Annotated in this window: 29 protein-coding genes; 13 read left to right on the top strand and 16 right to left on the bottom strand. The window is 64.9% G+C overall.

Features of this window, described 5'->3' with window-relative positions; all coding sequences use genetic code 11:
- Nucleotides 1–75: 75 nt before the first annotated feature.
- Nucleotides 76–435 (top strand): response regulator, encoded by a 360-nt coding sequence (locus ACFB49_RS08050; protein WP_380878207.1) that lies wholly within the window; start codon nucleotides 76–78, stop codon nucleotides 433–435.
- Here the strand turns inward: ACFB49_RS08050 and ACFB49_RS08045 are convergent.
- Nucleotides 419–676, bottom strand: a complete 258-nt coding sequence (locus ACFB49_RS08045) for a hypothetical protein (protein WP_380878205.1) — start codon at nucleotides 674–676, stop codon at nucleotides 419–421. The two genes, ACFB49_RS08050 and ACFB49_RS08045, sit on opposite strands and share 17 nt — an antisense overlap.
- Nucleotides 677–722: 46 nt before the next feature.
- Nucleotides 723–917: a hypothetical protein gene (locus ACFB49_RS08040; RefSeq protein WP_380878202.1), complete on the bottom strand. Its 195-nt coding sequence runs from the start codon at nucleotides 915–917 to the stop codon at nucleotides 723–725.
- Between the two features lie 343 nt (nucleotides 918–1260).
- Between ACFB49_RS08040 and ACFB49_RS08035 the strand changes: the two genes are divergently transcribed.
- On the top strand, nucleotides 1261–2031 hold the full coding sequence (locus ACFB49_RS08035; protein ID WP_380878200.1) for an SDR family NAD(P)-dependent oxidoreductase: 771 nt from the start codon (nucleotides 1261–1263) through the stop codon (nucleotides 2029–2031).
- The gene (locus tag ACFB49_RS08030; RefSeq protein WP_380878198.1) at nucleotides 2028–2849 is read left to right on the top strand and encodes an SDR family NAD(P)-dependent oxidoreductase; all 822 of its coding nucleotides are present in this window, start codon (nucleotides 2028–2030) and stop codon (nucleotides 2847–2849) included. Before ACFB49_RS08035 ends, ACFB49_RS08030 begins: the two co-directional genes overlap by 4 nt.
- 9 nt (nucleotides 2850–2858) lie before the next feature.
- Here ACFB49_RS08030 and ACFB49_RS08025 read toward each other — a convergent pair whose 3' ends face one another.
- Nucleotides 2859–4049, bottom strand: a complete 1191-nt coding sequence (locus ACFB49_RS08025; protein WP_380878195.1) for an alpha-hydroxy-acid oxidizing protein — start codon at nucleotides 4047–4049, stop codon at nucleotides 2859–2861.
- A 141-nt stretch (nucleotides 4050–4190) separates the two neighbouring features.
- Between ACFB49_RS08025 and ACFB49_RS08020 the strand changes: the two genes are divergently transcribed.
- The 5 genes from ACFB49_RS08020 (at nucleotide 4191) to ACFB49_RS08000 (ending at nucleotide 7648) form a co-directional block, all read left to right on the top strand.
- Nucleotides 4191–4466 carry a DUF6356 family protein gene (locus ACFB49_RS08020; RefSeq protein ID WP_380878192.1) on the top strand — a complete coding sequence of 92 codons (276 nt, stop codon included), beginning with the start codon at nucleotides 4191–4193 and terminating at the stop codon, nucleotides 4464–4466.
- A gap of 19 nt (nucleotides 4467–4485) precedes the next feature.
- Entirely contained in the window at nucleotides 4486–5568 is a 1083-nt protein-coding gene (gene alr, locus ACFB49_RS08015) for an alanine racemase (protein WP_380878190.1), read from the top strand.
- Nucleotides 5565–6365 carry an MlaE family ABC transporter permease gene (locus ACFB49_RS08010; RefSeq protein WP_380878187.1) on the top strand — a complete coding sequence of 267 codons (801 nt, stop codon included), beginning with the start codon at nucleotides 5565–5567 and terminating at the stop codon, nucleotides 6363–6365. The genes alr and ACFB49_RS08010 overlap by 4 nt, the downstream gene beginning before the upstream one ends.
- Nucleotides 6362–7120 (top strand): ABC transporter ATP-binding protein, encoded by a 759-nt coding sequence (locus tag ACFB49_RS08005; RefSeq protein ID WP_380878185.1) that lies wholly within the window; start codon nucleotides 6362–6364, stop codon nucleotides 7118–7120. The genes ACFB49_RS08010 and ACFB49_RS08005 overlap by 4 nt, the downstream gene beginning before the upstream one ends.
- A 159-nt stretch (nucleotides 7121–7279) precedes the next feature.
- On the top strand, nucleotides 7280–7648 hold the full coding sequence (locus ACFB49_RS08000) for a hypothetical protein (protein ID WP_380878183.1): 369 nt from the start codon (nucleotides 7280–7282) through the stop codon (nucleotides 7646–7648).
- A 124-nt stretch (nucleotides 7649–7772) separates the two neighbouring features.
- Here ACFB49_RS08000 and ACFB49_RS07995 read toward each other — a convergent pair whose 3' ends face one another.
- The 3 genes from ACFB49_RS07995 to ACFB49_RS07985 form a co-directional block, all read right to left on the bottom strand.
- On the bottom strand, nucleotides 7773–8168 hold the full coding sequence (locus ACFB49_RS07995; protein ID WP_380878181.1) for an endonuclease domain-containing protein: 396 nt from the start codon (nucleotides 8166–8168) through the stop codon (nucleotides 7773–7775).
- 343 nt (nucleotides 8169–8511) lie between these two features.
- Nucleotides 8512–9684, bottom strand: coding sequence for an acetyl-CoA C-acetyltransferase (locus ACFB49_RS07990; protein WP_380878179.1), 1173 nt, complete (start codon nucleotides 9682–9684; stop codon nucleotides 8512–8514).
- 67 nt (nucleotides 9685–9751) lie between these two features.
- Nucleotides 9752–10744, bottom strand: coding sequence for an alpha/beta hydrolase (locus ACFB49_RS07985; RefSeq protein ID WP_380879895.1), 993 nt, complete (start codon nucleotides 10742–10744; stop codon nucleotides 9752–9754).
- Between the two features lie 91 nt (nucleotides 10745–10835).
- Between ACFB49_RS07985 and phaR the strand changes: the two genes are divergently transcribed.
- On the top strand, nucleotides 10836–11411 hold the full coding sequence (phaR, locus tag ACFB49_RS07980; protein WP_380878176.1) for a polyhydroxyalkanoate synthesis repressor PhaR: 576 nt from the start codon (nucleotides 10836–10838) through the stop codon (nucleotides 11409–11411).
- A 38-nt stretch (nucleotides 11412–11449) separates the two neighbouring features.
- Here the strand turns inward: phaR and ACFB49_RS07975 are convergent, their stop codons facing one another.
- Entirely contained in the window at nucleotides 11450–12220 is a 771-nt protein-coding gene (locus ACFB49_RS07975; protein WP_380879893.1) for a class I SAM-dependent methyltransferase, read from the bottom strand.
- 110 nt (nucleotides 12221–12330) lie between these two features.
- Between ACFB49_RS07975 and ACFB49_RS07970 the strand changes: the two genes are divergently transcribed.
- Nucleotides 12331–12516 carry a hypothetical protein gene (locus tag ACFB49_RS07970; protein WP_380878174.1) on the top strand — a complete coding sequence of 62 codons (186 nt, stop codon included), beginning with the start codon at nucleotides 12331–12333 and terminating at the stop codon, nucleotides 12514–12516.
- On the opposite strand, the gene ACFB49_RS07965 is transcribed toward ACFB49_RS07970, so the two are convergent.
- The 3 genes from ACFB49_RS07965 to ACFB49_RS07955 all read right to left on the bottom strand — a co-directional run bounded on the left by ACFB49_RS07965 (nucleotide 12506) and on the right by ACFB49_RS07955 (nucleotide 16526).
- Nucleotides 12506–14026, bottom strand: a complete 1521-nt coding sequence (locus ACFB49_RS07965; protein WP_380878172.1) for an acyl-CoA carboxylase subunit beta — start codon at nucleotides 14024–14026, stop codon at nucleotides 12506–12508. The two genes, ACFB49_RS07970 and ACFB49_RS07965, sit on opposite strands and share 11 nt — an antisense overlap.
- A 119-nt stretch (nucleotides 14027–14145) precedes the next feature.
- A complete protein-coding gene (locus ACFB49_RS07960; protein WP_380878170.1) occupies nucleotides 14146–14880 on the bottom strand; it encodes a hypothetical protein in 735 nt (244 codons plus the stop codon).
- A gap of 134 nt (nucleotides 14881–15014) precedes the next feature.
- Nucleotides 15015–16526 (bottom strand): CpaF family protein, encoded by a 1512-nt coding sequence (locus ACFB49_RS07955; protein ID WP_380878168.1) that lies wholly within the window; start codon nucleotides 16524–16526, stop codon nucleotides 15015–15017.
- A 90-nt stretch (nucleotides 16527–16616) separates the two neighbouring features.
- Between ACFB49_RS07955 and ACFB49_RS07950 the strand changes: the two genes are divergently transcribed.
- Genes ACFB49_RS07950 through ACFB49_RS07940 form a run of 3 tightly spaced genes read left to right on the top strand, consistent with a single transcriptional unit; the run spans nucleotide 16617 to nucleotide 18456 of the window.
- Nucleotides 16617–17552 carry a DMT family transporter gene (locus ACFB49_RS07950; protein ID WP_380878165.1) on the top strand — a complete coding sequence of 312 codons (936 nt, stop codon included), beginning with the start codon at nucleotides 16617–16619 and terminating at the stop codon, nucleotides 17550–17552.
- A gap of 40 nt (nucleotides 17553–17592) precedes the next feature.
- On the top strand, nucleotides 17593–18039 hold the full coding sequence (locus ACFB49_RS07945) for a DUF6265 family protein (protein ID WP_380878163.1): 447 nt from the start codon (nucleotides 17593–17595) through the stop codon (nucleotides 18037–18039).
- Nucleotides 18040–18051: 12 nt separating this feature from the next.
- The gene (locus ACFB49_RS07940; protein ID WP_380878161.1) at nucleotides 18052–18456 is read left to right on the top strand and encodes a VOC family protein; all 405 of its coding nucleotides are present in this window, start codon (nucleotides 18052–18054) and stop codon (nucleotides 18454–18456) included.
- On the opposite strand, the gene ACFB49_RS07935 is transcribed toward ACFB49_RS07940, so the two are convergent.
- From ACFB49_RS07935 to ACFB49_RS07910, 6 genes are all read right to left on the bottom strand, one after another.
- The gene (locus tag ACFB49_RS07935; RefSeq protein WP_380878159.1) at nucleotides 18443–19426 is read right to left on the bottom strand and encodes an SGNH/GDSL hydrolase family protein; all 984 of its coding nucleotides are present in this window, start codon (nucleotides 19424–19426) and stop codon (nucleotides 18443–18445) included. The two genes, ACFB49_RS07940 and ACFB49_RS07935, sit on opposite strands and share 14 nt — an antisense overlap.
- 90 nt (nucleotides 19427–19516) lie before the next feature.
- On the bottom strand, nucleotides 19517–19780 hold the full coding sequence (locus ACFB49_RS07930; protein WP_380878156.1) for an ATP synthase F1 subunit epsilon: 264 nt from the start codon (nucleotides 19778–19780) through the stop codon (nucleotides 19517–19519).
- A 135-nt stretch (nucleotides 19781–19915) separates the two neighbouring features.
- Nucleotides 19916–21385: a F0F1 ATP synthase subunit beta gene (gene atpD, locus ACFB49_RS07925; protein WP_380878153.1), complete on the bottom strand. Its 1470-nt coding sequence runs from the start codon at nucleotides 21383–21385 to the stop codon at nucleotides 19916–19918.
- Nucleotides 21386–21432: 47 nt separating this feature from the next.
- The gene (locus tag ACFB49_RS07920; RefSeq protein WP_380878151.1) at nucleotides 21433–22317 is read right to left on the bottom strand and encodes a F0F1 ATP synthase subunit gamma; all 885 of its coding nucleotides are present in this window, start codon (nucleotides 22315–22317) and stop codon (nucleotides 21433–21435) included.
- 67 nt (nucleotides 22318–22384) lie between these two features.
- Entirely contained in the window at nucleotides 22385–23914 is a 1530-nt protein-coding gene (gene atpA, locus ACFB49_RS07915) for a F0F1 ATP synthase subunit alpha (RefSeq protein ID WP_380878149.1), read from the bottom strand.
- 2 nt (nucleotides 23915–23916) lie between these two features.
- Entirely contained in the window at nucleotides 23917–24471 is a 555-nt protein-coding gene (locus tag ACFB49_RS07910; protein ID WP_380878147.1) for a F0F1 ATP synthase subunit delta, read from the bottom strand.
- Nucleotides 24472–24518: the final 47 nt, after the last annotated feature.

The raw sequence follows: 24518 nt of genomic DNA, 5'->3' as shown, positions 1-24518 counted from the left end.
CATACCACCGTTGGGAAGCTTGAGCGACAACGGCTGAGAGACATCGGGCTCCCGCTCTTTAAGCAGGAGCGCCGCATGAATCCGCTGATCCTGATCGTCGAAGATGAAGCCATGGTCTCGCTGGCGCTTGAGCTGGCCGTGATCGATCTTGGCATGGATGTGCTCGGGCCGGCGGCGAGCGTCGCCCACGCCATCGCCCTTCTCGAAGGGCGATCGATTAGCGGGGCGATCCTCGACGGCAATCTGGGCGACGGGGATGTGACGCCATTGGCCTGGCGCCTGCTGGATGATGCCATTCCCTTCATCCTCCATTCGGCGTTGGTGACACCTGCCATTCTGGACGAGCATTTACCGGCATCGATACCGGTTATCGCCAAGCCATCGCCCCCGAGCCTGGTCATCCGGGCGCTCGTCGAGCTTATGGACGGGGTTTAGGCTCGGAATGCCTCTCGTGCGGGCTTGCAAGCTGCCAAGCGGAGATGATCCTGGCCGCAAGCGCTAATTTCATTCTTGTTCGCCGAATTATTTCCCTGTGGCACAGGGAAATTCTTCCTCCGAAGGCATATAGATGCTCGCGATTATAATGGTCGGCGATGCCCTGCATGATCCGCAAGTCGGACTGCAGCTTCGCCTGCTTCGCCAGAAGCGCCTGCATCTGTTTGGACGTCGTCTTCATGGACGATCCCTCCGTGCCATCTCAAGATGAGCCGATGACCGGCCCATCAAGCGTTGAGGGCGCGCCTGATCAAATTGGCCGGACGCGACGCCTTCGCGGGGCGATTATTCTGGCCCACTTCTATGACGTCCGCATAACGACCGGCCAGTTGCTCGTGCGCCCAGCGCGCCTCGGTCGAAACGGCTGCGACAGCGCGCAGCAACGAGATCTGATGTCGCATATAGAGATAATTGAGGTCCAAGACCTTGCTCCTTAACGCTGCAAGCGGGAGCTTTTCCTGGCTCTCAGTCAACGGCGCTTACTGATCCACTGCCGCAGATGAATCCTTGTAGCACGATTGGGCGCCGTGCCGCAGGGAATTCGGAAATGGCGGTTGGGAGGCGATGGGGGCCGTGCCCGTGGGCATGGCGTATGCCCGTGTTAAACAGCCATTGCGACCGATTTCCCTGCAAAGCTGGACTGCAGTGTAAATTTGGCGCTTTTGGAATAGACTCTCCGCTTCGCTTCCGCGTGAAAATGGGGCAGCAGGATTACGCATGATCGGGCATGTCCGATCACCAAATGTGGTTTTGCAGGAGAGAATGATGGGCAGGATGCGCGACAAGATCGTGCTGATCACCGGCGCGAGCGAGGGGATCGGGCGGGCCACGGCCGAACTGATCGCGGCCGAGGGCGGGCATGTCGTGATCGCCGCGCGCCGGCCGGAGCCGCTGGAGGAGACCCGCGCCGCGATCGCCGCCGCGGGCGGATCGGTGGAGGCGCACCGGCTCGATGTTTCCGATCTCGATGCCTATGCGGCGCTGATCGCCGATGTCGCCAAGCGCCACGGGCGGATCGACGTGCTGATCAACAATGCCATGTCGGCCGCCTACAAGATGCTGGCGGACCTGACGATCGAGGATTGGCGGCGCGACTTTGCGGTCAATAGCGAGGCGGTGTTCGTCGGCACGCGCGAGGCGATGAAGCTGATGGCGCCGGCGAAGCGCGGTTCGATCATCAACATCTCTTCCGCCTGCGGCGTCCGCGCGATGCCCGGCATGGCGAGCTATTCGGCGTCGAAGGCGGCGCTCATCCATTTCTCCGCCTGTGCGGCGATCGAAGGGGCTCCGCATGGCGTGCGCGTCAACTGCATCGTCCCCGGCCAGATCGCGACGCCGGCGACACTGCATTTCCAGAAGATGGCGCCCGATGCCGCCAACGCGGTGACGAGCGCGATCCCGATGGAGCGCAGCGGCGACCCGAAGGAACTGGCGCAGGCGGTGCTGTTCCTCGCGTCCGACGAGTCGAGCTATGTGACGGGTGTTGCCCTGCCGGTCGACGGCGGCAAGACCATGCAGCTCTACATGCCGTCATGAGCAAGGCGTTGCAGGGCAAGCGCGCGGTCGTTACCGGCGGCGCGCAGGGGATCGGCAAGGCGATTGCCGAGCGGCTGGCGGCCGATGGCGCGCGCGTCGCGGTGCTCGACATGGACGAGGTGGCGGCCAAGGCTGCGCTTTCGGGGGCTGAGCATCTCGGCTTTGCGTGCGATGTTTCGGACAGCGCATCGGTTGACGGCGTGTTCGCGCAGATTGCGGCGGCGTTCGGCGGGGTCGATATATTGGTCAACAATGCCGGCACGGGCCGCGGCCCCGATGACGGCAGCGACCAGATGTATGCGGGCGGCGCCGAGCGGCAGGCGCAGATCGCGCGGGGCGAGGTGCCGACGGCGCATCCCGACCAGTTGATCCATATGTCCGATGCCGGTTGGCACAAGGTGATCGGCGTCAATCTGGATGGCGTCTTCTTCTGCTGTCGCGCGGCGGTGCGGCTGATGGCGGCGGCGAACCAGGGCGGCAGCATCGTCAATATCGCCTCGACCTCGGCCGCATCCGGCGAAGGCCCGATGCATTATGTGACGAGCAAGGCCGGCGTCGTCGGGCTGACCCGCGGGCTGGCGCGTGAGCTTTCGTCGCGGGGCATCCGCGTCAATGCGGTGCATCCCGGCCCGACCAACACGCCGATCATGCAGAACGTGCCCGACGCGATGGTCAAGGCGATGGAGGCGGGCATCCCGCTCGGCCGCATGGCGCGGCCCGATGAAGTGGCGGCGGCGGTGGCGTTCCTCGCGTCCGACGACGCGAGCTATGCGACGGGTAGCGTGCTCACCGTCAATGGTGGTTCGTACATGGTGTGACGGGACGGGTCAGTCCGTGTGGGTGATCCGGCTGCGGTCGATCTCGGCGATGGTGCGGCACCCGGCCAGTGCCATCGTCAGATTGAATTCGGCGAGCATGTTGCGGATGACGGCGCGCACGCCAGCCTCGCCCGCGACGGCCAGCCCATAGACATAAGGCCGGCCGAGCAGCACCGTCCGCGCGCCGAGCGCGAGTGCGCGGAAGATATCGGCGCCGCTGCGGATGCCGCTGTCGAACAGCAGGGGTATGCGATCGGCAACCACGGTCGCGATCCTGTCCAGCGCATCCGCAGCGCCGATCGCGCCGTCGACCTGCCGGCCGCCATGGTTGGAGACGATGATGCCGTCCACCCCGGCATCCATGGCGCGCAGGGCGTCATCGGGGTGGAGGATGCCCTTCAGCAGCATGGGAAGCCGACACTTGGCCCGGAGCGCAGGCAGGTCCGCCCAGCCGACGGCGGGGTTGGTGTAGAGATCCATGAACTGCGCGATCGCGGCAATCGGGTTGGCCTCGGGCGGGGCGGGGAGCGTCGCGCGGAAGGCGGGGTCCGAGAGATATTGGGCGATACCCCGGCCGTGGAGGAAAGGGAGCGAAGCGAGGTCGAGATCGCGGTTGCGCCAGCCGAGCAGCGGGGTGTCGAGCGTCACCACCACCGCATCGCAGCCGCTGGCCTCGGCGCGGTGGAGCAGGCTTTCGATCAGGTCGGGCGACCGGCTCCAGTAAAGCTGGAACCAGCGCGGCGCATCGCCCATGACCGCGGCGCATTCCTCCATCGATCGCGACGCCTGGTTGGAGAAGATCATCGGCACGCCTTCGGCCGCGGCGGCGCGGGCGGTGGCGAGATCGGCCTCGGCAAAAGCGAGTTCCTGCACGCCGATCGGTGCGAGCAGAAGAGGGCTCGCCAGCGTGCGGCCGAACAGCTCGATCTGTGACAAGCGGGGATCGGCGGCCGCCAGCATTCGTGGCACGATCCGCCAGCGATCGAGCGCGCGGCGGTTCTCGGCCATCGTCGATCCGGTGCCGGCGCCGCAATCGATATAGGCGAACGCCGCCTCGGGCAGCGCGGCTTCGGCGGCGGCGCGCAACAGTTCGGGATCGACCGGCGGATCAGGCAGACGGCCGGCCAGATAGATTTCTTTCTGACGCTCGGGGCCGATCCCGCGGTGCGGCCCGTCCGCGCTTCCGTCGGCCTGCGTCATCCTCCCCTCCCGCTCGACCGGGTATCCCATGCTTATAGCCGATTTTCGTCGCGCGGGGCGTAATGAATGTCGTGCCGGCATGGCGTGCGGCGCGACAACATGGCATAGCATTTCATCCGCGCCTGCCCACCGGGAGTCCCCATGTTCGACCGTCTGTTCCTCGCCCATCCGCGCAGCGTCAACGAAAGCTATACCGAGCATTTCGGCGTCGCTTTCCGCTTCGGCGCGACGATGATGGCGAGCGGTGCTGCGTGCATTGTCCATGCCGTGCTGCCTTCGCTGTTCATGCGGACCGGCAGCAATGCCGTGAAGCGGCTGCACGCCCAGATGGCCGCCCGCCAGCCGAGCCAGCGCATTCGGGATTCGCGCCCCGGCGCCTGGAACGAGCCGGAATGGCAGATCGAATACGAGATCTGATCGCGCGGGACAGTTGCCCTTGGATGTTCGTCTGCCTATCGGCGTGGGCGTGACCGCGCCCGTTTCCCCGCTTCGCCTCGATTTCGATAGTGCCGCCCTTGTCGCCAACTGGCGCTGGTTTGCAGCGGCCAGCGGCCGCGCGGTGTGCGGGGCGGCGATCAAGGCCGACGGCTATGGCCTGGGCGCGCGTGCCGTGCGGGACCGGCTGGCGGCGGCGGGATGCCGCGATTTCTTCGTCGCGACCTGGGACGAGGCGGTGGCGCTCGGGCCGTTGGCCGACGGCCTGTCGCTCTCGGTGCTGCACGGCCTGCGCGACGAGGATGTGCCGCGGGCGCTGGCCGGTCCGGCGCGGCCGGTGCTCAACAGCGCGCAGATGGTGGCGCGGTGGAAGGCGTCGGGTGCGCGGCGCGCCTGCGACGTGATGATCGACACCGGCATGAACCGGCTGGGGCTGACGCCGGAGGAAGCGCGGTCGGGCCTGCTCGACGGGCTCGACATCGACACCCTGCTCAGCCACCTCGCCTGCGCGGACGAGCCGGGGCACCCGATGAACGAGCAGCAGCTCTTCACCTTCCGCAGTGTCAAGGCGGCGGTGCCAGCCCGGCGCTACAGCCTCGCCAATTCGGCGGGCGTGTGCCTTGGCCAGCGTTACGCCTTTGGCCTGACCCGGCCGGGGCTGGGGCTTTATGGCGGCGTGCCAGCACCGGGCGCTGACGGGCAGCTTCACCCTGTGGTGCGGCCGCATGCGCAGGCGATCCAGATCCGCATCGTGCCGCAAGGCGCGACGGTGGGCTATGGCGCGACCTTCACCGCGGCCGCGGCCACGCGGGTGGCGATCCTCAATTTGGGCTATGCGGACGGCTATCTGCGCGCCTTTGGCGAAGGGCGAGGGCGGGCGCTGATCGACGGCCTTGCCTGCCCGGTGCTGGGCCGCGTTTCGATGGATCTTGTCGCCATCGACATCACCGAAGCGCCCGCCGTGGCCGAGGGGGACTGGATCGAGATCGACTATGATCTGTCATCTGCCTCTGCTGCCACGGGATTGTCGCAATATGAGTTGCTGACATCGCTCGGCCGCCGCTATCAGCGGTGCTGGATATGAAGGGCAATAGCTTGATCGAGGCGATTATCGCCCTGTTCGCCGCGATCGGCCGGATGGCCATCGAGGCCATGGCCACGGTCGGCCGCGCCGCGATCTTCGCGGTCAACATCCTGCGGCGCGGCCTGACCCCGCCATATTATCCGAACAAATTGTTCGAGCAGCTTGGCCATATCGGCTGGTTTTCACTGCCGGTGGTGGGCCTGACCGCCATCTTTACCGGCGCGGCGCTGGCGCAGCAGACCTTCACCGCCGGATCGCGCTTCAACGCGACATCGACGGTGCCGGCGATCGTGGTGATAGGCATCGTCCGCGAACTCGGCCCGGTGCTTGTCGGCCTGATGGTCGCAGGCCGCGTCTCCTCCGCCATGGCGGCGGAGCTTGGCACGATGCGGGTGACCGAGCAACTCGACGCGATGACGACGCTGCGCACCGATCCCTATCGCTATCTGATCGCGCCGCGGCTTTTCGCATCGGTGATCGCGCTGCCGCTGATGGTGATGATCGCCAACGCCATCGGCATCTTCGGCGGCTATCTGATCGCGGTCTACAAGCTGGGCTTCAACGGGGTCGGCTATCTGAAGGTCACGCGCGAATATCTGACCGCGGACGATTTCGTGATGGCGCTGGTGAAGGCCGGGGTGTTCGGCTTCTTCATCGCGCTGATGGGCTGTTATCACGGCTTCCGTGCGGCGGGCGGTGCAGCGGGCGTGGGCGAGGGGACGCGCAATGCCGTCGTCAGCGCCTTCATTCTGATCCTGCTGTCCAACCTGATCATCACCGTGATGGCTTTCGGATGAGCGCCGTGCCCAAGATCGAGCTCAACGGGCTCGCCAAGAGCTTCGGTAGCAATCATGTGCTGGCGGGCGTCAATCTGGATGTGGCGCCGGGCGAGTCGCTGACGATCATCGGCCAATCGGGCAGCGGCAAATCGGTGATGTTGAAATGCATCCTCGGCCTGATCCGCCCGGATGGCGGATCGATCCGCATCGACGGCGAGGAGATCGTCGGGCTGGGCGAGCGCGACATGGCCCGCGTCCGCACCAAATTCGGCATGCTGTTCCAGGGCGGTGCCCTGTTCGATTCCATGCCGGTGTGGCGCAACGTGACCTTCGCGCTGACCCAGGGCCGCAGCCGCGATACCGCGCGCATGAAGGCGATCGCCGAGGAGAATCTGGAGCGCGTGGGGCTGGGCCCCCAGGTCCTGAACCTGCGGCCCAGCGAACTTTCCGGCGGTATGCAGAAGCGCGTGGCGCTGGCCCGCGCGATCGCGCCGCGGCCCGAGATCATCTTCTTCGACGAACCCACCACCGGCCTCGACCCGATCCGCGCCGACGTGATCAACGATCTGATCATGAGCCAAGTGGAGGATATCGGCGCAACCGCGCTCACCATCACTCACGACATGGCTTCGGCCCGCAAGATCGCGCACCGGGTGGCGATGATCTATCAGGGCAAGATCATCTGGTGCGGCCCGCGCGATCGGCTGTACGATTCGGGCAATCCTTATGTGGACCAGTTCGTCCAGGGGAATGCCGAGGGGCCGATTACGTAGGAGGGGCTGGCCGGTTGGCTGAGTCCACCTTTCGCGCTAACCGGCAAAAAGCTGACTGTCCGGACCCGCCGACAAACCTGCCATTGCGCCAACATATCAAATCGTTCGATTAGAAGGTGTCCACACCGCTGGGCGAGGCTTTTGACGAGGGGTGTCGACGTGAAATACGGATTGCTGGCATTGCTTTGCGCAGCGCTCTCGGGGTGTTCTCCTCAGCGCCCCAGTGCGCTTGATGTTCAGCATGCTCTCGAAAAATATTATCAAGATTTCATTTTTCGGGGACAATATGCAGCACTTACAATTGTGCGCTGTCCACCAATTTCTGAGCTTGAAGTAAGTTCGAATGGAGAAAAGGCGACCGCCGTTTTTCGGTTTTCAGGTCTTCGTGGTGGTTACGATGGTTATCCGCTCGGTATCTCCGCCATTGAGTTAATGCGTGGGCGAGAAGGTTGGTATATTCAGAGGGTCGATGCTCTGGCTTCGCTAAAATGCGAGGCACTTTATGCGGGGCTTTCTCTACAGAATTGAATGCTCGCTTCCCCCGAATTTCCAGACATAGGGCGCGAGGTTTCGCCTTCCTAAATCCCGCCAGTCCGGAATCGGGGTGTTGCCGCAGCTTCGGGAACGACCGCAAAGTCGGGGGAAGCGGACTTCAGCCCCTCTTCCTCCCCTCCCTGGAAGGGAGGGGCTGGGGGTGGGTTCCGCCGAGGCACTCGGCGGTCTTTGCAAGGATTGCCTCAGCCACACCGTCGGGATTGGCGAGAACCTCGCCGTTCCAGAAGCGAATGACGGTCCAGCCATTGTTCACGAGAAACCGCGAGCGCCGCGCATCATAGTCCTCGGCATCGAGGTGCTGGCTACCATCGAACTCGATCGCCAACTTTACCGATCGACAGGCGATGTCGAGAATATAGGGACCGACCACCAGTTGTCGGGTGAAGCGCGGCCGGAAGCGTGACAGCCGCCGCCAGATCAGTCGTTCGGCTTCGGTCTGGCCGTTGCGCAAGGCGCGCGCATTGGCTGTCATATGCTCCGGCACCCGCGACATGAGGCAAGGTTAGAGAGGCGCGCTCCGCGCGCCAACCCACCCCCAACCCCTCCCTTCCAGGGAGGGGAGAAGAATGTCCGCAATGTCGTCGTGTCCCGACAGTCCGCTTTTCGACAAATGGTCGAGGAAGCTGCCCATCGGCTTCATGAGCCGCGATAATCGCTCCCCCCACTAATCCGACATTCGTGCGGCGATGGAATTCGTCCTCGCCACCTGGCGCATCATGGGCGCGGTGCGTTCATTTATCGGTTGTGTCGATCGGATGGAACACGGGCCTGGCTTACCAGACAGTCGCGTCATCCCGGCTTTCGCCGGGATGACGGTAGTGGAGGGCAGGTGGGGCTTAGCGCTCCACGCACATGGCGATGCCCATGCCGCCGCCGATGCACAGCGTGACGAGGCCCTTCTTGGCGTCGCGCTTTTCCATTTCGTAGAGGAGCGTCGTCAGCACGCGGGCGCCGGACGCGCCGATCGGGTGGCCGATGGCGATCGCGCCGCCGTTGACGTTGACCTTCTCGGCATCCCAGCCGAGTTCCTTGCCGACCGAGAGCGACTGGGCGGCGAAGGCTTCATTGGCTTCGATCAGGTCGACATCCGACAGTTTCCAGCCGGCCTTTTCGAGCGCCATGCGGCTGGCCGGGGCCGGGCCGATACCCATGATGGACGGATCGACGCCGCAGGTGGCCCAGGAGACGATCTTGGCGAGCACCTTGCTGCCGCGCTTTGCGGCTTCTTCCGCCGACATCACGACGATCGCGGCGGCGCCGTCATTGATGCCGCTGGCATTGGCGGCGGTGACGGTGCCGTCCTTCTTGAAGGCGGGCTTCAGCGCCTGCATCCCCTCCAAGGTGGCGCCGGCGCGGATATATTCGTCCTGGTCGACGATGGTGTCGCCCTTGCGGCCCTTGATCGTGACGGGCGCGATCTCATCCTTGAAGCGGCCATCGGCGCGGGCCTTTTCGGCGCGGTTCTGGCTGCGCACCGCGAACGTGTCCTGTTCGGCGCGCGTGACCTGATACTTCTCGGCCAGATTTTCGGCGGTGATGCCCATGTGGTAATTGTTGAAGGCGTCGGTCAGGCCGTCATGGATCATCGTGTCGACCAGGCTGACCGCACCCATCTTGGCGCCGGCGCGCAGGAACTGAGCGTGCGGCGCCATCGACATATTTTCCTGGCCGCCGGCGACGACGATCTTCGCGTCGCCGACGCGCACCGCCTGCGCGGCGAGTGCTACCGCGCGCAGGCCCGAGCCGCAGAGCTGGTTGATGCCGATCGCGGTCTTTTCGACCGGAATGCCCGAATTCACGGCGGCCTGTCGCGCTGGGTTCTGGCCCTGGCCGGCGGCGAGCACCTGGCCCAGAATCACCTCGTCGACGTCGCCCGCATCGACTCCGGCCTGCGCAAGCGCGGCTTCGATCGCGACACGGCCCAGTTCATGCGCGGGCGTGTTGGCGAATGCCCCAAGAAAGCTGCCCACGGCAGTGCGCTTGGCGGCGGTGATGACGACGTCGGTCATGATTGGCTCCTGTGCGAACGATCCTTTCGAGCGCCCTTGTTGGACGCTTCTTTCGGCAGCGCGACTATCACCTCTTTCGCGGTTGCGAAAGCCAATGTGCCAAGGGCTCCCACAACGCCTTCCGCGCCCGGCTGCCGACGATCATGCCGACATGGCCGAGATCGAGCTGCATCTGTTCGCCGATGCGGCAGGCGCTGGCAGCGGGAACGATCCGATCGGTGAGCGACGCAATGTCGAGCACCGGGCAGTCCAATGCTGCGGGATCGACGACGGCGCCCGCGACAGTCCAGCGGCCCTGACCGGTGACGTCGTTGCCGAACATTTCGACGAGGAGCTGGCGGCCGGCGGCGTGGGTGAGCGGCGGGCCGTCATTGGCCCAATCCTCCAGCGCGATGAAGGCATCAATGCGCGGATCGCCTTCGGGCAGGCCGCCGAAATCCTCGAACTTGCGGATCGTGCGGGCGGGGTCGAGCCGCCAGAAGCTCGCCTGCAGTGCCTCCATCGGCAGCACACCGAGCGTTTCCGCAGTCGCTTCCACCTGATGCCAGAGCCCGGTGAGATCGTCGCGCGAGGCTTTTGGAAAGCCGGAAAAATGCCATGGCGCGGCGATAAGCGTCAGTGATCGCACGGGATGCCGCGCCGCGGCCGCGATCGTCATGGTGCCGCCGATGCAATAGCCGACCAGCGACACCGGCTCGCCCAGATCGCGCAGCATCGGCAGCAGGAAGGATTCGACATGGCCGCCGACGTCCATGTCGCGCTCACCGGCGGCAGGGGCGCCCCAATCGAGCAGCATCGGCCGCACGCCTTGGGTGGAAAGCCAGCGCAGCAGCGAATTGCCCTTGGCAAGATCGAGCACATGCGGCGGATTGATTAGCGACGGCACGAACAGGGCCGGCGGCCCTTCGCCACCATAATCGCGCAGCATCGCGCGGCCGACCTGGAGGATGGCGGGCGGCGGAGTCGGGCGGGCGGTGCGGTCATGCGACTGGTAGCGCTTGAGGCCGGTGAGTGCCGCCCGCAGCCGATCCGGGTTTGTTGCGGTCTCGCTGCGCAGCATTTCCAGGAATAAGGGCAGCGGACGCGGCCTGTGTTGCGGCGCGTCAAGAAATGATGCTACGCTGCCGCAAATTTCGGGAAAGGGCGCGGTCATGGCAAAATCTTCGGGCGGGTCGGGGACGGTCATCATCAAGAAATACGCCAATCGCCGGCTCTATAATACCGAGACGTCGAGCTACATCACGCTCGACCATCTCGCCCACATGACGCGCGAAGGCCGCGACTTCAAGGTGATCGACGCCAAGTCGGAAGAAGATATCACCCACAACGTCCTGACCCAGATCATCATGGAAGAAGAAAATCGCGGGCAGACCATGTTGCCGGTGAATTTCCTCCGCCAGCTCATCTCGATGTACGGCGATTCCATGCAGTCGATGGTGCCGCAATATCTGGAAGCATCAATGGATGCGTTCCGCCGCAACCAGACGCAATTTCGCCAGGCCATGGAAGGCGCCTTTGCCGGCGGCCCCTTTGCCGAACTCGCCAAGCGCAACATGGATATGTTCGAGGCGGCGGCGAGCGCGTTTCGGCCGAAGAATAATGGCGCGACGGAAGCTGCGGGCGGGCAGCCTGCCGCGCCTGCTGCTGCGCCGCGCGATGATGAGGTCGCAGCGCTGAAGGCACAGCTTGCCGGCCTTCAGGCGCAGATCGACAAGCTCAGCAATTGAGGTAGCCGGGGGCGCGGCCGCCCCCGACGTCCCTCTCCTTACGGCTTTACGAACTTGAGCGTCATGCGATCGCTTTCGCCGATCGCGGCATATTTGGCGCGGTCGACATCGCCGAGCGTGTAGGTCGGCGGCAGAGTCCACACGCCCTTTTCATAATCCGCCTTGTCCTTGGGATTGGCGTTGACCTCGGACTCCGCGACCAGCTTGAAGCCGGCGCTTTCGGCGAGCCGGACGATCGTCGACTTCTTGATATAGCCGCTCGACTTTTCGAGCGCGCTGTCACGATCCTCGGGCAGGCGGTGATCGACCACGCCGAGGGTGCCGCCCGGCTTCAACGCCTTGTAGAAGCTGGCGAAGATCGCCTTGGCTTCCGCGTCGCCCGTCATCAGGAAATTGTGGACGTTGCGGAAGGTGAGCACGGTATCGACGCTGCCCGCGGGCGCGATGTCGCCGGGCGCCTTGGGATCGAGCGTGGTGACTTCGACCTTGCCGAAGCGGCCCGCGTCGCTCGCCACCAAGGTCTCGGTCGCGGTGCGATATTTGCCGGGAGGCTGGGCGGCAGCGATGTAGCGGCCCTTGTCCTTCAGCATCGGCGCCAGGATTTCGGCGTACCAGCCTGCGCCGGGCCAGACTTCGACGACGGTCTGGTTCGGTTGGACGCCGAAGAAGCTCAGGGTTTCGGCGGGATGGCGATACTGGTCACGCGCGCGATTGCTGTCCTTGCGGCGGCTGTCGGCGACGGCGGCGGCGATCGGGGCGCTGACTGCCGCGTGCTGGCCGTGGCCGGCATGGTCTGCGGCGATCGCCATCCCGGGCAATGTCAGGCCCGCGAGCAAGGTGGCAGCGAAAAGGGGGTGGCGCAAAGTCTCTCTCCCGATCATGGCGTTGATGGGCGCATGATGCGGAGCAGAGGTGACGGATGCAAGGCACACTATGGGCGTTGGCAGGGGTTTCGGCGGGGATCGCCGGGATCGCCGCGCTCGCCGATCGTCGCCGCAACCAGCGCCGCGATCTCGATCGGGTCGGCTGGGTGCCCTGGCCGCTGATCCTGATGATGGCGATCCTGCTCGCGATCATCTTCACGGCATTCGCCATCAAGGCGTGACGCCACCCACCTTCGCGGGGCCGCAGGGCAACTCCATGCGCGCGGCCATCATGGCGAGGCCCTGAAGCAGCGCGTTGCGCAGGTCGCGCGGATCGATCACGTCGTCGAAGGCCATTTTGTCCGCCAGATGATAGGCGCCGCCGGCCTGTTCGGCGGCGATACGGGCGCGAGTTGCGGGATCGAGCTTCGCGGCCTCGCCACCGCTGACGGCGGGCATCGCGCCGAGGGTGATGGCCGGGAAAGCGAGGGACAGCGTCTGCCCGTCAAACGGGTTCATCGCCATGATCGACGATCCGAAACCGAAGGCCTTGCGCAAGGTGACGTGGATCTTGGGCACGCGCAGCCGATGCTGGGCGACGAACATCCGCGCGGCCCGCCGTAGGGCGCCCGATTTCTCCGCCGCGCTGCCGGCCATGACGCCGGGATTGTCGGTGAGGAAGATGACTGGCAGGTGGAAGGCATTGGCGACATCGAGGAAATGCACCGCCTTGTCCGCGGCATTAGCATCGATCGCGCCCGCGCCGACGCTGGGATCATTGGCGAGGATCGCGACGCTGTGGCCGCCGATCCGAGCGAGCGCGGTGATCAGCGCCTTGCCGAACTGGGGCTGGATTTCGAGCAGGCTGTCATTGTCGACCAGCCGTTCCAGCACGCCGCGCATCGCGAAGGGAATGCGCGGATCGGGATCGACGAGCGTCAACATCTCTTCGATGCGGCGCGGGCAGGCATCGGGCCCGGCCTGAACGGCGGCGCGGCCCCAGGCATTGGACGGGAAATAGGACAGATAGCGTCGCGCGAGGGCGATTGCCGCCTGATCGTCGGCCACGCGATTATGCGCGACGCCGGATGTGGCGACATGGACGTCGGGACCGCCCAGTTCCTCCTTGGTGACGACTTCGCCGATCGCGCCTTTCACCAGCGGCGGGCCGGCGGCGAACATCGCGGCCGCCTCCGTCATCACCACGAAATCGGACAGCATGGCGGTCAGCGCGCCATGCCCTGCGGACGCGCCCATCACCAGGCTCAGCATCGGCACCTGGCCCGATAGCTCGGCCAGCGCCTGAAGATCGTTGGGGCTGCGGCCGGCATGGCTGTTGGTGAGGCGATGGCCGGCGCCTTCGAGCATGAAGATCAGAGGCAGCTTTTCCTGTGCAGCGAGCTGGGCGAGGCGATAGCGCTTGTCGGCGCCGGCATCGCCGATCGATCCGGCAAGCACGGTGAAATCCTCGATCCCCGCGAGCACGGGGCGCCCGTCGACATGGCCGAAGCCGGCGATCAACCCGTCGGCCGGCGCCGGTGTGTCGCCGCCTTCGCTCAGCACCGCGGCAAAGGCGCCAATCTCCGTGAAGATGCCGTCGTCGAACAAGGCGGCCGCGCGTTGCCTGGTGTCGAGCTTGCCGGCGGCGTGCTGTTTCGCGAGTCGATCGGTGCCGTCCATGGAAGCGGCGAAAGCGCGCCGCCGCTCATGTTCGGTCAGAATGGCTTCCCAACGCCCCAGATTTTCCGCCACGCGCATCCCCCGATCATGCTTTTGTGAGGAGAATGACGGGAGGGCGGCGGTGATGCCAGTCCGAAGGGAAGCGGTGATTCCTTTGGGTAAGAAAAAGCGGGCGGCTTTCCGCTCGCCTCTCAGAACCGTCGCTGTGGGTTGTCCACAGTGTCGCAGGAGCCGCTGAAGGCGTAGTCGGAGGTGCCGCGGATAGAGATGCGGCCGCTGCGACGGTCAATGACGATCTTCGGCTTATTGAGCCCGTTGAGGCGGTATCCGGCGGTGATGGTGTCGCGGCCGGCGACGACGTCATCGAGTTCCCACCAGCCTTGATCGCCGCGGGAATGGATCGGGGGTATCAGCTTGTTCGGCAGGCGGATGCGACCCCCGCCATCCCATATCTGGATGGTCACCGAGGCGTCGAAATCCTGTGTCGTCAGTTCGGTATGGTTGCCATAGACGTAGCGACCCTTGTCATAATCCCAGCTATAGCCGTACTGCGTGGCGGCAACTGGCTTTTTGCCCTCGCCAAAGCAGATCAGCCCGAGATCGAACCAGTGATCGCCCGATTGCGCGGTCTGAGTGGGTGCGGAGGGGGGCGGTGTCGCGGCGCCCTGACGCTGGCAATCGGGGGCGGGCGACACGGTGATCGAATCATAGCGCCCCTGGACCGTCGCCACCGTTACGCAGGTGCGCGTCGAGGGGTTCCACCAATAGGTCCAGACGCGGTCGTCGCCTGTCTGCCCGCCGACATTGGTATAGCCGCGCGCCTGCATCTGCGTTTCGCCACCGGCCGCGCGGGCGCCGAGCAGATCCTTGATGTCGGGCGGCGTCTGCGCGGATGCAGGGGCGACTAGGAGGCCAGCAGAAGCCATCAGAGGAATTGCCAAACGCATAAACCCAATCTCCATCACGCAGGAAGTCCACTCGCGAACCATGCCCGCCGATCATGTCAGATCGATGAGCGGCTCGCGAGCGCTATCCCTTTGAAATGCGCGATGTCGGGGCCTTACAGGCAGGATTCCAGATAGGGCTGGTCGAAGCCGTACTGCTTGGCCTTGTCGAGCGTGTAGGGGCGCAGACCCATCGCGCGATATTCGCCGATGATCTTGCCGTCCGCGCTTTCGTCCAGATATTCGAACTTGAACAGTTCCTGGGTGACGATCACCGGGCCTTCCATGCCGATCACCTCGGTGATGTTGGTCACGCGGCGCGAACCGTCGCGGAGACGCTTCACCTGGATGATCATGTCGACTGAGTCGGCGATCTGACGCGAGATCGCTTCCTTCGGCACCTTGATGTCCGACATCATCACCATGTTTTCCATACGCGCCAACGCTTCACGTGGGCTGTTCGAGTGGAGCGTACACATGGAGCCATCGTGGCCGGTGTTCATGGCGGCGAGCATGTCGAAGCACTCGCTGCCACGAATTTCGCCGAGGATGATGCGATCGGGACGCATACGCAGCGCGTTGACGACGAGATCGCGGATGGTGACCGCGCCATTGCCTTCCAGATTGGCGGGGCGGGTTTCGAGCGGGAGCCAGTGCGGCTGCTGAAGCCGGAGTTCCGCCGCGTCCTCAATGGTGATGACGCGTTCGCCCGGGTCGATCATCTTGGACAAGGCGTTGAGCATCGTCGTCTTGCCCGAGCCGGTGCCGCCCGAGATGACGACGTTGAAGCGGCTGGCGCCGGCGATCTTGAGCGCGGTCGCCATCTTCGTGCTCATCGATCCGAAGCCGGCCATCATGTCGAGCGTGATCGGCTTGGCGGAGAATTTACGGATCGAGATGGCGGTGCCGCGCAAGCTGAGCGGGGGCACGATGACGTTGACGCGGCTGCCGTCGGGCAGGCGGGCGTCGGCCAGTGGCGTGGTCTGGTCGACGCGGCGGCCGACCTTGTTGACGATGCGCTGGGCGATCTGGAACAGATGCTCCTCATCGCGGAAGGCGATGTTGGCGATCTGCAGCTTGCCCTTCTTTTCGATGTAGGTCTGTTCCGGACCATTGACCATGATGTCGCTGATCTCGGCGTCGGCCAGCAGCTCCTCCAGCGGGCCGAGGCCGAGCAGCTCATCGACCAGCACCTTTTCCAACGCGAACTGCTCGCGCCGGTTGAGGTTGATCTTCAGTTCCGCCAGCACTTCGCCGATGATCGGGCGGAATTCCTCGGCAAGCTCATCCTTGCTGAGCGTCGCCGCGGCTTCCGGATCGACACGTTCCAGCAGGCGCGGCAGCACCTGCTCCTTGATCTTGTGGACGGAGGCTTCGAAACCTTCGACCTTGGACTGGCCGGCCTCACCGGAGGCATTCTGGCGGCCGTTGAGACGCTCCATCGCGTCCATCTGCACCGCCGGTTCGGCCGGCACGGCCGGCAGCGCCGCCGGATCGACCGCTGGGAATTGCGATCCACCGTCAAGTGGCGACGGGCTGGCGCCACCCTGCATCGGCCGAGCCACGCCGAAAGAGGGGCGTTGCCCCGCACCGCCAGCCGGTCCACCGCGTCTTCCGAATGCGCTCATCGACCTATCACCCTGTCACTTGTCGGAATTCCAGCCACGGTTTTACGCGTCACTCTTTGACAATTAGCTAACCAGCCACGAAGGGGGCGAATGGACGTTTCCGCCACGCCCGAGGCATTCCATCTTGCCCGCCAGCGACGCACCGCGATGCTCTATGCGCTGACCGGTTTCGCCTGCCTGACGATCGGCGATGGCCTGGTGAAATCCATGGCGGGCGAATGGCCGGGCTCCGCGGTGTCTGCGCTTCGCTATGTGTTCGGCGCGATCGGGCTGGCGATCGGCATCGCGCTGACGCAGGGCAAAGCGGGTTTCTCCTGCCCACGGCCATTGCTGCAGCTCGGTCGAGGGGCAGCGGTGGCGACCGCGACGCTCGGCTTCTTTCTGGGCGTGCAGGCGATGCCGCTGGCCGATACGACCGCGATCCAGTTCACCAGCCCCATGCTGACGGCTTTGCTTTCGGCAATCATCCTGCGCGAGCAGGCGTCGCGCGCGGCGCTGGTGGCGACGGCGATCGCCTTTGCCGGCGTGCTGGTGGTGCTCCGGCCCAATCTGGTGGCGCTGGGGCCGGCGGCCTTGCTGCCGGTGGGGGCGGCGTTCGGCATGGCCTTCCTGATGATCTTCAACCGGATGGCGGCGGGGTTGGCGCCGGCGTTGCAGATGCAGTTCCTGATCGCCTGTTTCGCGACGCCGATCCTGCTGGCGGCGGCTGCGCTGGGCGAGCTTTCGGGCGCGGCGCGGTTGCACATCCCCTGGCCGGATTGGACGATCGTGGCGCGCTGCGCGGCCGTCGCGGTGACGGGCACGGTGAGCCACCTGATGATCTACCTCGCGACGATGCGGGCGAGCGCGGCCGTGATCGCGCCGATGGTCTATATCCAGATCCTCGTCGCCCTGCTGATCGGCGCGTTCGTGTTCGGCGACTTTCCCGATGCGGCGACCCTGGCGGGTGTCGGCCTGATCGTCTGCGCCGGCCTGTGGCTGTTCCACAGCCAGCGCGAGCCGATGGTGGAAGGGACGCCGGACTGAGTTTGCGCTATCCTCGCCGCGGCCAAGTGGGGAGGGCGGCATGAGGATGATCGCGATAATGGCGGCGCTGGGGCTGTTCGCAGCGAGCCCGGCTGCGGCGCAGGATGCGGCCAGCCTGACCTGGATGGCGGGCGGCTGGGTGACCGAGGCGGACGGCCGCTGGACCGAGGAATGGTGGACCCCGCCGCGCGGCGGCATCATGATCGGCGCGGGGCTGACGGGGAAGGGCGACAAGGCCGATTTCTTCGAACATATGCGCATCATGCCCGACAAGGGTGGCACATTGGCTTTCTTCGGCATGCCCAGGGGCGCGCCGGCGGTGGCGTTCAGGCTGGTCCGGTCGGGCCCGACGGAGGCGGTGTTCGAAAATTCCGCCCATGATTTCCCGCAGCGCGTGCATTATCGCCTGGAAAGGGAAATGCTCGTCGCAACCGTATCAACGATTGACGGCGCGAAAGCCGAGACGTGGCGGTACAAGCGACGCTGAGAGGAAAGCGCGATGGGCATCAAGAAGCTCGACCATGTGAATATTCGCACCCCGCATCTGGAAGCGACGATCGCCTTCTATTCGGACGTGCTGGGGATGCGCGCAGGGCTGCCGCTGGGCATGGAAGGCGAGATCACCGACGCGGCGTGGATCTATGACGATAGCGGTGCGGCGGCGCTGCATCTCGGCCGGGCGGGAATGCTCTATCCCGGCGATACCGAAGTGGCACCGCCGGCCGAACCGGGTAGCGCGATGGTCCACCATGTCGCCTTCGATTGCGACGACCATGCCGGGGTTCTCGGCAAGCTGGAGGCCGCGGGCGTGGAGCATTTCCGAAACGACATGATCGCTTTCGGCCTGCGCCAGATCTTCGCCCGCGACCCCAATGGCGTGCTGGTGGAGCTCAACTTCCGCTGAGCGCGAGGCGTCCGTCGCGACGTCGCATTGCACCGCCGACCAGGCCGAAGCCCATGATCAGCATCGCCCACGTCGTCGGCTCGGGCACCGAGGTGGTGATGCCGAACTGCCGGTCGATGTCGCGCGCGATCGCCGCGTGAACCTGTGCGGTCGGGTGCGTGCCGTCGAAGGAGAAATAGCCGCTGCAATCGGTGACGACGCCCGATGCCCGCGCCTGCTGGCAGGTGGTTGCGAAATCGAGCGGCGGAAGCCCCATGCTGGCGGGATCGCCGACCGTGCGGGCGAAGGCATCGAGATAGGAATAGCGCATCAGATCGGTGCCGGCATCGAGGACGAGCCCGTCCAGCGCGGTCTGGAGCAGCGCATCGACATAATAAGCGAGCGGAATGCCGCCATTGGGAATGCCCGTGATCAGGATGTTGCGTGCGCCCATATTGTTGAGCGCCTGCACCTGCCCGGCATAGATGGAGACGACCGCAGCGATATAATCGTCGGGCGTATAGCTGCCGATCGATCCCGGCGCGGGGTTGAGCAGGCCGAAAATATCATTGCCGCCGAAATTCAGAACGTAGAGCGCGTTCGCATCTGCCACCCCGCCATGGCCGGCGGCATAGGCGCCGAGCTGAAGCTGGATGTCGGGCACCGTATCGCCGTGGTTGACCACACGCGCGCCGCCGAACGCATAATTGTTGCCGCCGGCAAGTGATGCCTTGGTTGGCGCGCCGTAAAGCTGCTGGGAGAGAAGATCGGCGTAGGTATAGCCGTTGGAAAAGCGGCCCTGATAATAGCCCGCCGAATCACTCGGCACGGCGCCGCCCGTCACGAGCTTGATGTTGCCGGCGTCGACCAAGCTGTCGCCGAAGACATACAGGGACGAATATTTCGGGTTTTCCGTAGCGGAAATCGCTGCGGTGGAGATCATCGCGGCGCAGCCAAATAGCGCCAGCCGCAAGGCCGTACTTATACGCATCCTCGTCCTCCTCTTTATTATTCAGAGGAGGCTAGGATTTTTCGTTAACCATGCAAGGGGTTGGGGCAGCGGCGCTGCCCCGAACCGGGATCAGGCCTCGGTCGCGGCCTCGGCGAGGACGGTCAGGCCCTTCTCGTTCACTTCCGCGAAGCCGCCTTCGACATGGATGCGGGCGGAGACGGTGTTCGGACCGGAGTAGATCTGAAGTTCGCCCGAGCGGATCACCGACATGAAGGGCGCATGGCCCGCGAGCACGCCGAAATCGCCCTCGGTGCCGGGGACGACCACCATGTGGACCTCCTCCGAACGGAGCAGCTTTTCCGGGGTGACGAGTTCGAAGTGCAGGTCGGCCATTTTTCGATCCTTAGCCCCTTCCATAGAAGGGAGGGGTAGGGGTGGGTCTTCTTACTTCTTCGGGCGTTGAGCCTCGCTTGCGCTCGGTCCCTCACCCCGACCCTCTCCCGCTAGCGGGAGAGGGAGAGACGCATGTTACGCCGCTTCGGCCAGCTTCTGGGCCTTGGCGACCGCTTCGTCGATGCCGCCGACCATGTAGAAGGCGGCTTCCGGCAGATGGTCATATTCGCCATCGACGACGGCCTTGAACGACTTCACCGTGTCTTCGATCGCGACGAACTTGCCGCTGATGCCGGTGAAGACTTCGGCGACGTGGAACGGCTGCGACAGGAAGCGCTGGATCTTGCGGGCGCGGCTGACGGTGAGCTTATCTTCTTCCGAAAGCTCGTCCATGCCGAGGATGGCGATGATGTCCTGCAGCGACTTATACTTCTGCAGCGTTTCCTGAACCGCACGGGCCGTCGCATAATGCTCCTGGCCGACGACGGCCGGGGTCAGCACGCGGCTGGTCGAGTCGAGCGGATCGACGGCCGGGTAGATGCCCAGTTCCGAGATGGCGCGCGAAAGCACGGTCGTCGCGTCCAAGTGGGCGAAGGACGTGGCCGGCGCCGGATCGGTAAGATCGTCCGCGGGCACGTAGATCGCCTGCACCGAGGTGATCGAGCCCTTGTTGGTCGAGGTGATCCGCTCCTGCAGGGCGCCCATGTCGGTCGCCAGCGTCGGCTGATAGCCCACGGCCGAAGGAATACGGCCGAGCAGAGCCGACACTTCCGAACCCGCCTGGGTGAAGCGGAAGATGTTGTCGACGAAGAACAGCACGTCCTGGCCCTCGACGTCGCGGAAATATTCCGCGTTGGCGAGACCCGACAGGGCGACGCGGGCGCGGGCGCCCGGCGGCTCGTTCATCTGGCCGAACACCAGGGCGACCTTGGAGCCTTCCGGCGTCGGGTTGCCGTCGGCGTCCTTGGCGATAACGCCGGCGTCGAGGAACTCGTGATAGAGATCGTTGCCTTCGCGGGTGCGTTCACCGACGCCTGCGAACACCGAGGTGCCGCCATGGCCCTTGGCGATGTTGTTGATCAGTTCCTGGATCAGCACGGTCTTGCCCACGCCGGCGCCGCCGAACAGACCGATCTTGCCACCCTTGGAGTAAGGGGCGAGGAGGTCGATCACCTTGATGCCGGTGACGAGGATGCTGGTTTCGGTCGACTGATCGACGAATTCCGGGGCCGGCGCGTGGATCGGCGCGGTCAGATCGGTGTTGACCGGGCCACGCTCGTCGATCGGCTCGCCGATGACGTTCAGAATGCGGCCGAGCGTCTGCGGGCCGACCGGAACGCGGATCTGCGCGCCGGTGTCGCGGACTTCCTGGCCACGGGTCAGACCGTCGGTGGAGTCCATCGCGATCGTGCGGACGGTGTTCTCACCGAGATGCTGGGCAACCTCGAGCACCAGGCGATTGCCCTGGTTCTCTGTTTCCAGCGCCGAGAGGATCGCCGGCAGCTCGCTGCCGAACTGGACGTCGACGACGGCGCCGATGATCTGGCTGACGCGACCGACATTGTTAGTGGTGGCGGCCTTACTGGCGGACTTGGGCTCAAACATGTCTTCTCACCTCAATGCTCGGGTGCTCTGACCCGATCGGATTTGGATCAGAGCGCTTCAGCACCCGCGATGATCTCCACCAATTCGGTGGTGATCGCGGCCTGGCGCGTGCGGTTATACTGGATCGTCAGCTTGTTGATCATGTCGCCCGCGTTGCGGGTGGCATTGTCCATCGCGGTCATGCGGCTGCCCTGTTCGGACGCGGCATTTTCCAGCATGGCGCGGAAAAGCTGGACGGCGACGTTGCGGGGCAGCAGCTCGGCAAGGATCGCTTCCTCGTCGGGCTCATATTCCACCGCCGCCGAAGCGCCCGTCGCGGCCGCACCCTCGCCGGCGCTCAGCGGCACCGGGATGATCTGCAGCTCTGTCGGGATCTGCACCAGCGCCGACTGGAACTTGGCGAAGAACAGGTGGGCGACATCATATTCACCGGCCTGGTAGCGCTTGATGAGGTCTTCGCTCACCACATGCGCGTCAGCGAAAGCGACGTTCTTGATGTGCGTCTGATCGACCTGATGGACGATCTTGCCCGGGAACAGGCGCTGGATGACCGCACGACCCTTCTTGCCGATCAGGTAGAACTTCACGTCCTTGCCCTCGGCGATCAGTTCGTCGGCCTTCTTGCGCGCGGCGCGCACGATATTGGTGTTGAACGCACCCGCGAGGCCGCGTTCGGACGTGGCGACCACGATCAGGTGGCGCTTGTCGCTGCCGGTGCCGGCGATCAGCTTCGGACTTTCCGGCCCGATCGTGACCTTGGCGGCGAGGCTCGACATCACCGCCGACAGCCGTTCCGCATAGGGACGGCCGGCCTCGGCCGCCGCCTGCGCACGGCGCAGCTTGGCGGCGGCGACCATCTTCATCGCCTTGGTGATCTTCTGGGTCGACTTCACCGAGGTGATGCGAACCTTGAGGCTCTTGAGGCTGGGCATCTGTCCCTGTCTCTTCCTACTTGCCGGTCGTCATTCCCGTTTCGAGGCGGGAATGACGATGGATGGTTCAGGCGAAGGCCTTGACGAAGGCTTCGAGCGCCGAGGCGAGCTTCGCCTTCAGATCGTCGCCCAGATCCTTGGTGTCGCGGATGCCCGCCAGCACGTCGGCATGATGCGCACGAAGATCGGCGAGCAGAGCCTGCTCGAAACGAACCACGTCCGAAGCCGGGATGCCGTCGAGATAGCCGTTCACGCCGGCGAAGATCGAAGCGACCTGCTCTTCGAACGGCATCGGCGAGAACTGACCCTGCTTCAGCAGTTCGGTCAGGCGCGCGCCGCGGTTCAGGAGCTTCTGGGTCGAGGCGTCGAGATCCGAACCGAACTGCGCGAAGGCAGCCATTTCGCGATACTGGGCGAGCTCCAGCTTGATCGAGCCGGCAACCTTCTTCATCGCCTTGGTCTGCGCGGCCGAGCCGACGCGCGACACCGACAGACCGACGTTGATGGCCGGGCGGATACCCGCGTTGAACAGGTCGGTTTCAAGGAAGATCTGGCCGTCGGTGATCGAGATCACGTTGGTCGGAATGTAGGCGGACACGTCGCCGGCCTGGGTTTCGATGATCGGCAGCGCCGTCAGCGAACCGTTGCCGTTGGCGTCGTTCATCTTGGCGGCGCGCTCGAGCAAGCGGCTGTGGAGATAGAAGACGTCGCCCGGATAGGCTTCGCGGCCCGGCGGACGGCGCAGCAGCAGCGACATCTGGCGGTAGGCGACGGCCTGCTTGGAAAGATCGTCATACACGATCACGGCGTGCATGCCGTTGTCGCGGAAAAATTCGCCCATCGCGCAGCCGGTGTAGGGCGCGAGGAACTGCAGCGGAGCCGGATCGGAAGCGGTCGCGGCGACGACGATCGAATATTCCATCGCGCCATTTTCTTCGAGCTGGCGGACGATCTGCGCGACGGTCGAGCGCTTCTGGCCGACGGCGACATAGACGCAGTAGAGCTTCTTCGACTCGTCATCGCCCTTATTGGCTTCGCGCTGGTTGATGAAGGTGTCGATCGCGACGGCGGTCTTGCCGGTCTGACGGTCACCGATGATCAGCTCGCGCTGGCCACGGCCGACGGGGACGAGCGCGTCGAGCGCCTTGAGGCCGGTCTGCACCGGTTCATGCACCGACTTGCGCGGGATGATGCCCGGAGCCTTCACTTCGACGCGGCTGCGCTTGTCGGCGATGATCGGGCCCTTGCCGTCGATCGGGTTGCCGAGACCATCGACCACGCGGCCGAGCAGGCCCTTGCCGACGGGGACGTCGACGATGGTGCCGGTCCGCTTGACGACATCGCCTTCCTTGATCTCGGCATCGGTGCCGAAGATCACGACGCCGACATTGTCGGCTTCGAGGTTGAGGGCCATGCCCTTGATGCCGTTGGCGAATTCGACCATCTCACCGGCCTGGACATTGTCCAGACCGTGGATGCGGGCGATGCCGTCGCCGACCGACAGGACCGAGCCGACCTCGGAGACCTGCGCTTCGGTGCCGAACGAGGCGATCTGGTCCTTGATGACCTTGGAGATTTCTGCGGCGCGGATATCCATGTTCAGCCTTTCATCGCAGTCGCGAGAGTGTTCAATTTGGTGCGGATGGAGCCATCGATCTGACGGCTGCCGACCTTGACGATCAGCCCGCCGAGGATCGCGGGATCGACGTTGAGATCGACCGTGACGTCGCGGCCGAGCTGGCCCTTGAGCGTCGTCTTGAGCTGGGCGACCTGATCGTCGGAAAGTGGATGGGCGGAGGTCACCTGGGCGGTGATCTCGCCACGATGGCGGGCGGCGAGATCGCTGAAAGCGCGGATCGCCGGGGCGATCTGGCCGAGGCGACCGTTCTTGGCGAGCACGCCGAGGAAATTGGTCGTGAGCGAATCGAGTTTGAGCGACGCGGCAACGGCCGCAATCGCCTTCGCCGCATCAGCGCGCGCCACGAGCGGGCTCGTCGTCAGCTGACGCAGCTCGGCCGATTCGGCCAGCATCTGCTTCAGGGTCGAGAGGCTGGCCGAAACGGCGGCCAGCATCTTCTCGTCACGGGCAAGCTCGAACAGCGCCTTTGCGTAGCGCCCTGCGAGGCTTGCCTGAATACCGCCGGAATTCTCCACGCGCCTAAAATCCCCCAAATGGATTTCGTCCCATGCGAAAAAGGGGG

The sequence above is a fragment of the Sphingomonas sp. DBB INV C78 genome (assembly GCF_042693015.1).
GTDB lineage: Bacteria > Pseudomonadota > Alphaproteobacteria > Sphingomonadales > Sphingomonadaceae > Sphingomonas_E.
Note: the sequence above shows the minus strand (reverse complement) of the source record. Positions and strands in the feature narration are given on the sequence as shown.

What these genes read in the sequence shown, in the direction of transcription:
- ACFB49_RS08050 (WP_380878207.1), top strand. Translation starts at nt 76, where the DNA reads ATGAATCCGCTGATCCTGATCGTCGAAGATGAAGCCATGGTCTCGCTG.
- ACFB49_RS08045 (WP_380878205.1), bottom strand. Translation starts at nt 676, where the DNA reads ATGAAGACGACGTCCAAACAGATGCAGGCGCTTCTGGCGAAGCAGGCG.
- ACFB49_RS08035 (WP_380878200.1), top strand. Translation starts at nt 1,261, where the DNA reads ATGGGCAGGATGCGCGACAAGATCGTGCTGATCACCGGCGCGAGCGAG.
- ACFB49_RS08030 (WP_380878198.1), top strand. Translation starts at nt 2,028, where the DNA reads ATGAGCAAGGCGTTGCAGGGCAAGCGCGCGGTCGTTACCGGCGGCGCG.
- ACFB49_RS08025 (WP_380878195.1), bottom strand. Translation starts at nt 4,049, where the DNA reads ATGACGCAGGCCGACGGAAGCGCGGACGGGCCGCACCGCGGGATCGGC.
- ACFB49_RS08020 (WP_380878192.1), top strand. Translation starts at nt 4,191, where the DNA reads ATGTTCGACCGTCTGTTCCTCGCCCATCCGCGCAGCGTCAACGAAAGC.
- ACFB49_RS08010 (WP_380878187.1), top strand. Translation starts at nt 5,565, where the DNA reads ATGAAGGGCAATAGCTTGATCGAGGCGATTATCGCCCTGTTCGCCGCG.
- ACFB49_RS08005 (WP_380878185.1), top strand. Translation starts at nt 6,362, where the DNA reads ATGAGCGCCGTGCCCAAGATCGAGCTCAACGGGCTCGCCAAGAGCTTC.
- ACFB49_RS07995 (WP_380878181.1), bottom strand. Translation starts at nt 8,168, where the DNA reads ATGTCGCGGGTGCCGGAGCATATGACAGCCAATGCGCGCGCCTTGCGC.
- ACFB49_RS07990 (WP_380878179.1), bottom strand. Translation starts at nt 9,684, where the DNA reads ATGACCGACGTCGTCATCACCGCCGCCAAGCGCACTGCCGTGGGCAGC.
- ACFB49_RS07985 (WP_380879895.1), bottom strand. Translation starts at nt 10,744, where the DNA reads ATGCTGCGCAGCGAGACCGCAACAAACCCGGATCGGCTGCGGGCGGCA.
- phaR (WP_380878176.1), top strand. Translation starts at nt 10,836, where the DNA reads ATGGCAAAATCTTCGGGCGGGTCGGGGACGGTCATCATCAAGAAATAC.
- ACFB49_RS07975 (WP_380879893.1), bottom strand. Translation starts at nt 12,220, where the DNA reads ATGGCGATCGCCGCAGACCATGCCGGCCACGGCCAGCACGCGGCAGTC.
- ACFB49_RS07970 (WP_380878174.1), top strand. Translation starts at nt 12,331, where the DNA reads ATGCAAGGCACACTATGGGCGTTGGCAGGGGTTTCGGCGGGGATCGCC.
- ACFB49_RS07960 (WP_380878170.1), bottom strand. Translation starts at nt 14,880, where the DNA reads ATGGCTTCTGCTGGCCTCCTAGTCGCCCCTGCATCCGCGCAGACGCCG.
- ACFB49_RS07955 (WP_380878168.1), bottom strand. Translation starts at nt 16,526, where the DNA reads ATGAGCGCATTCGGAAGACGCGGTGGACCGGCTGGCGGTGCGGGGCAA.
- ACFB49_RS07950 (WP_380878165.1), top strand. Translation starts at nt 16,617, where the DNA reads ATGGACGTTTCCGCCACGCCCGAGGCATTCCATCTTGCCCGCCAGCGA.
- ACFB49_RS07945 (WP_380878163.1), top strand. Translation starts at nt 17,593, where the DNA reads ATGAGGATGATCGCGATAATGGCGGCGCTGGGGCTGTTCGCAGCGAGC.
- ACFB49_RS07940 (WP_380878161.1), top strand. Translation starts at nt 18,052, where the DNA reads ATGGGCATCAAGAAGCTCGACCATGTGAATATTCGCACCCCGCATCTG.
- ACFB49_RS07935 (WP_380878159.1), bottom strand. Translation starts at nt 19,426, where the DNA reads ATGCGTATAAGTACGGCCTTGCGGCTGGCGCTATTTGGCTGCGCCGCG.
- ACFB49_RS07930 (WP_380878156.1), bottom strand. Translation starts at nt 19,780, where the DNA reads ATGGCCGACCTGCACTTCGAACTCGTCACCCCGGAAAAGCTGCTCCGT.
- atpD (WP_380878153.1), bottom strand. Translation starts at nt 21,385, where the DNA reads ATGTTTGAGCCCAAGTCCGCCAGTAAGGCCGCCACCACTAACAATGTC.
- ACFB49_RS07920 (WP_380878151.1), bottom strand. Translation starts at nt 22,317, where the DNA reads ATGCCCAGCCTCAAGAGCCTCAAGGTTCGCATCACCTCGGTGAAGTCG.
- atpA (WP_380878149.1), bottom strand. Translation starts at nt 23,914, where the DNA reads ATGGATATCCGCGCCGCAGAAATCTCCAAGGTCATCAAGGACCAGATC.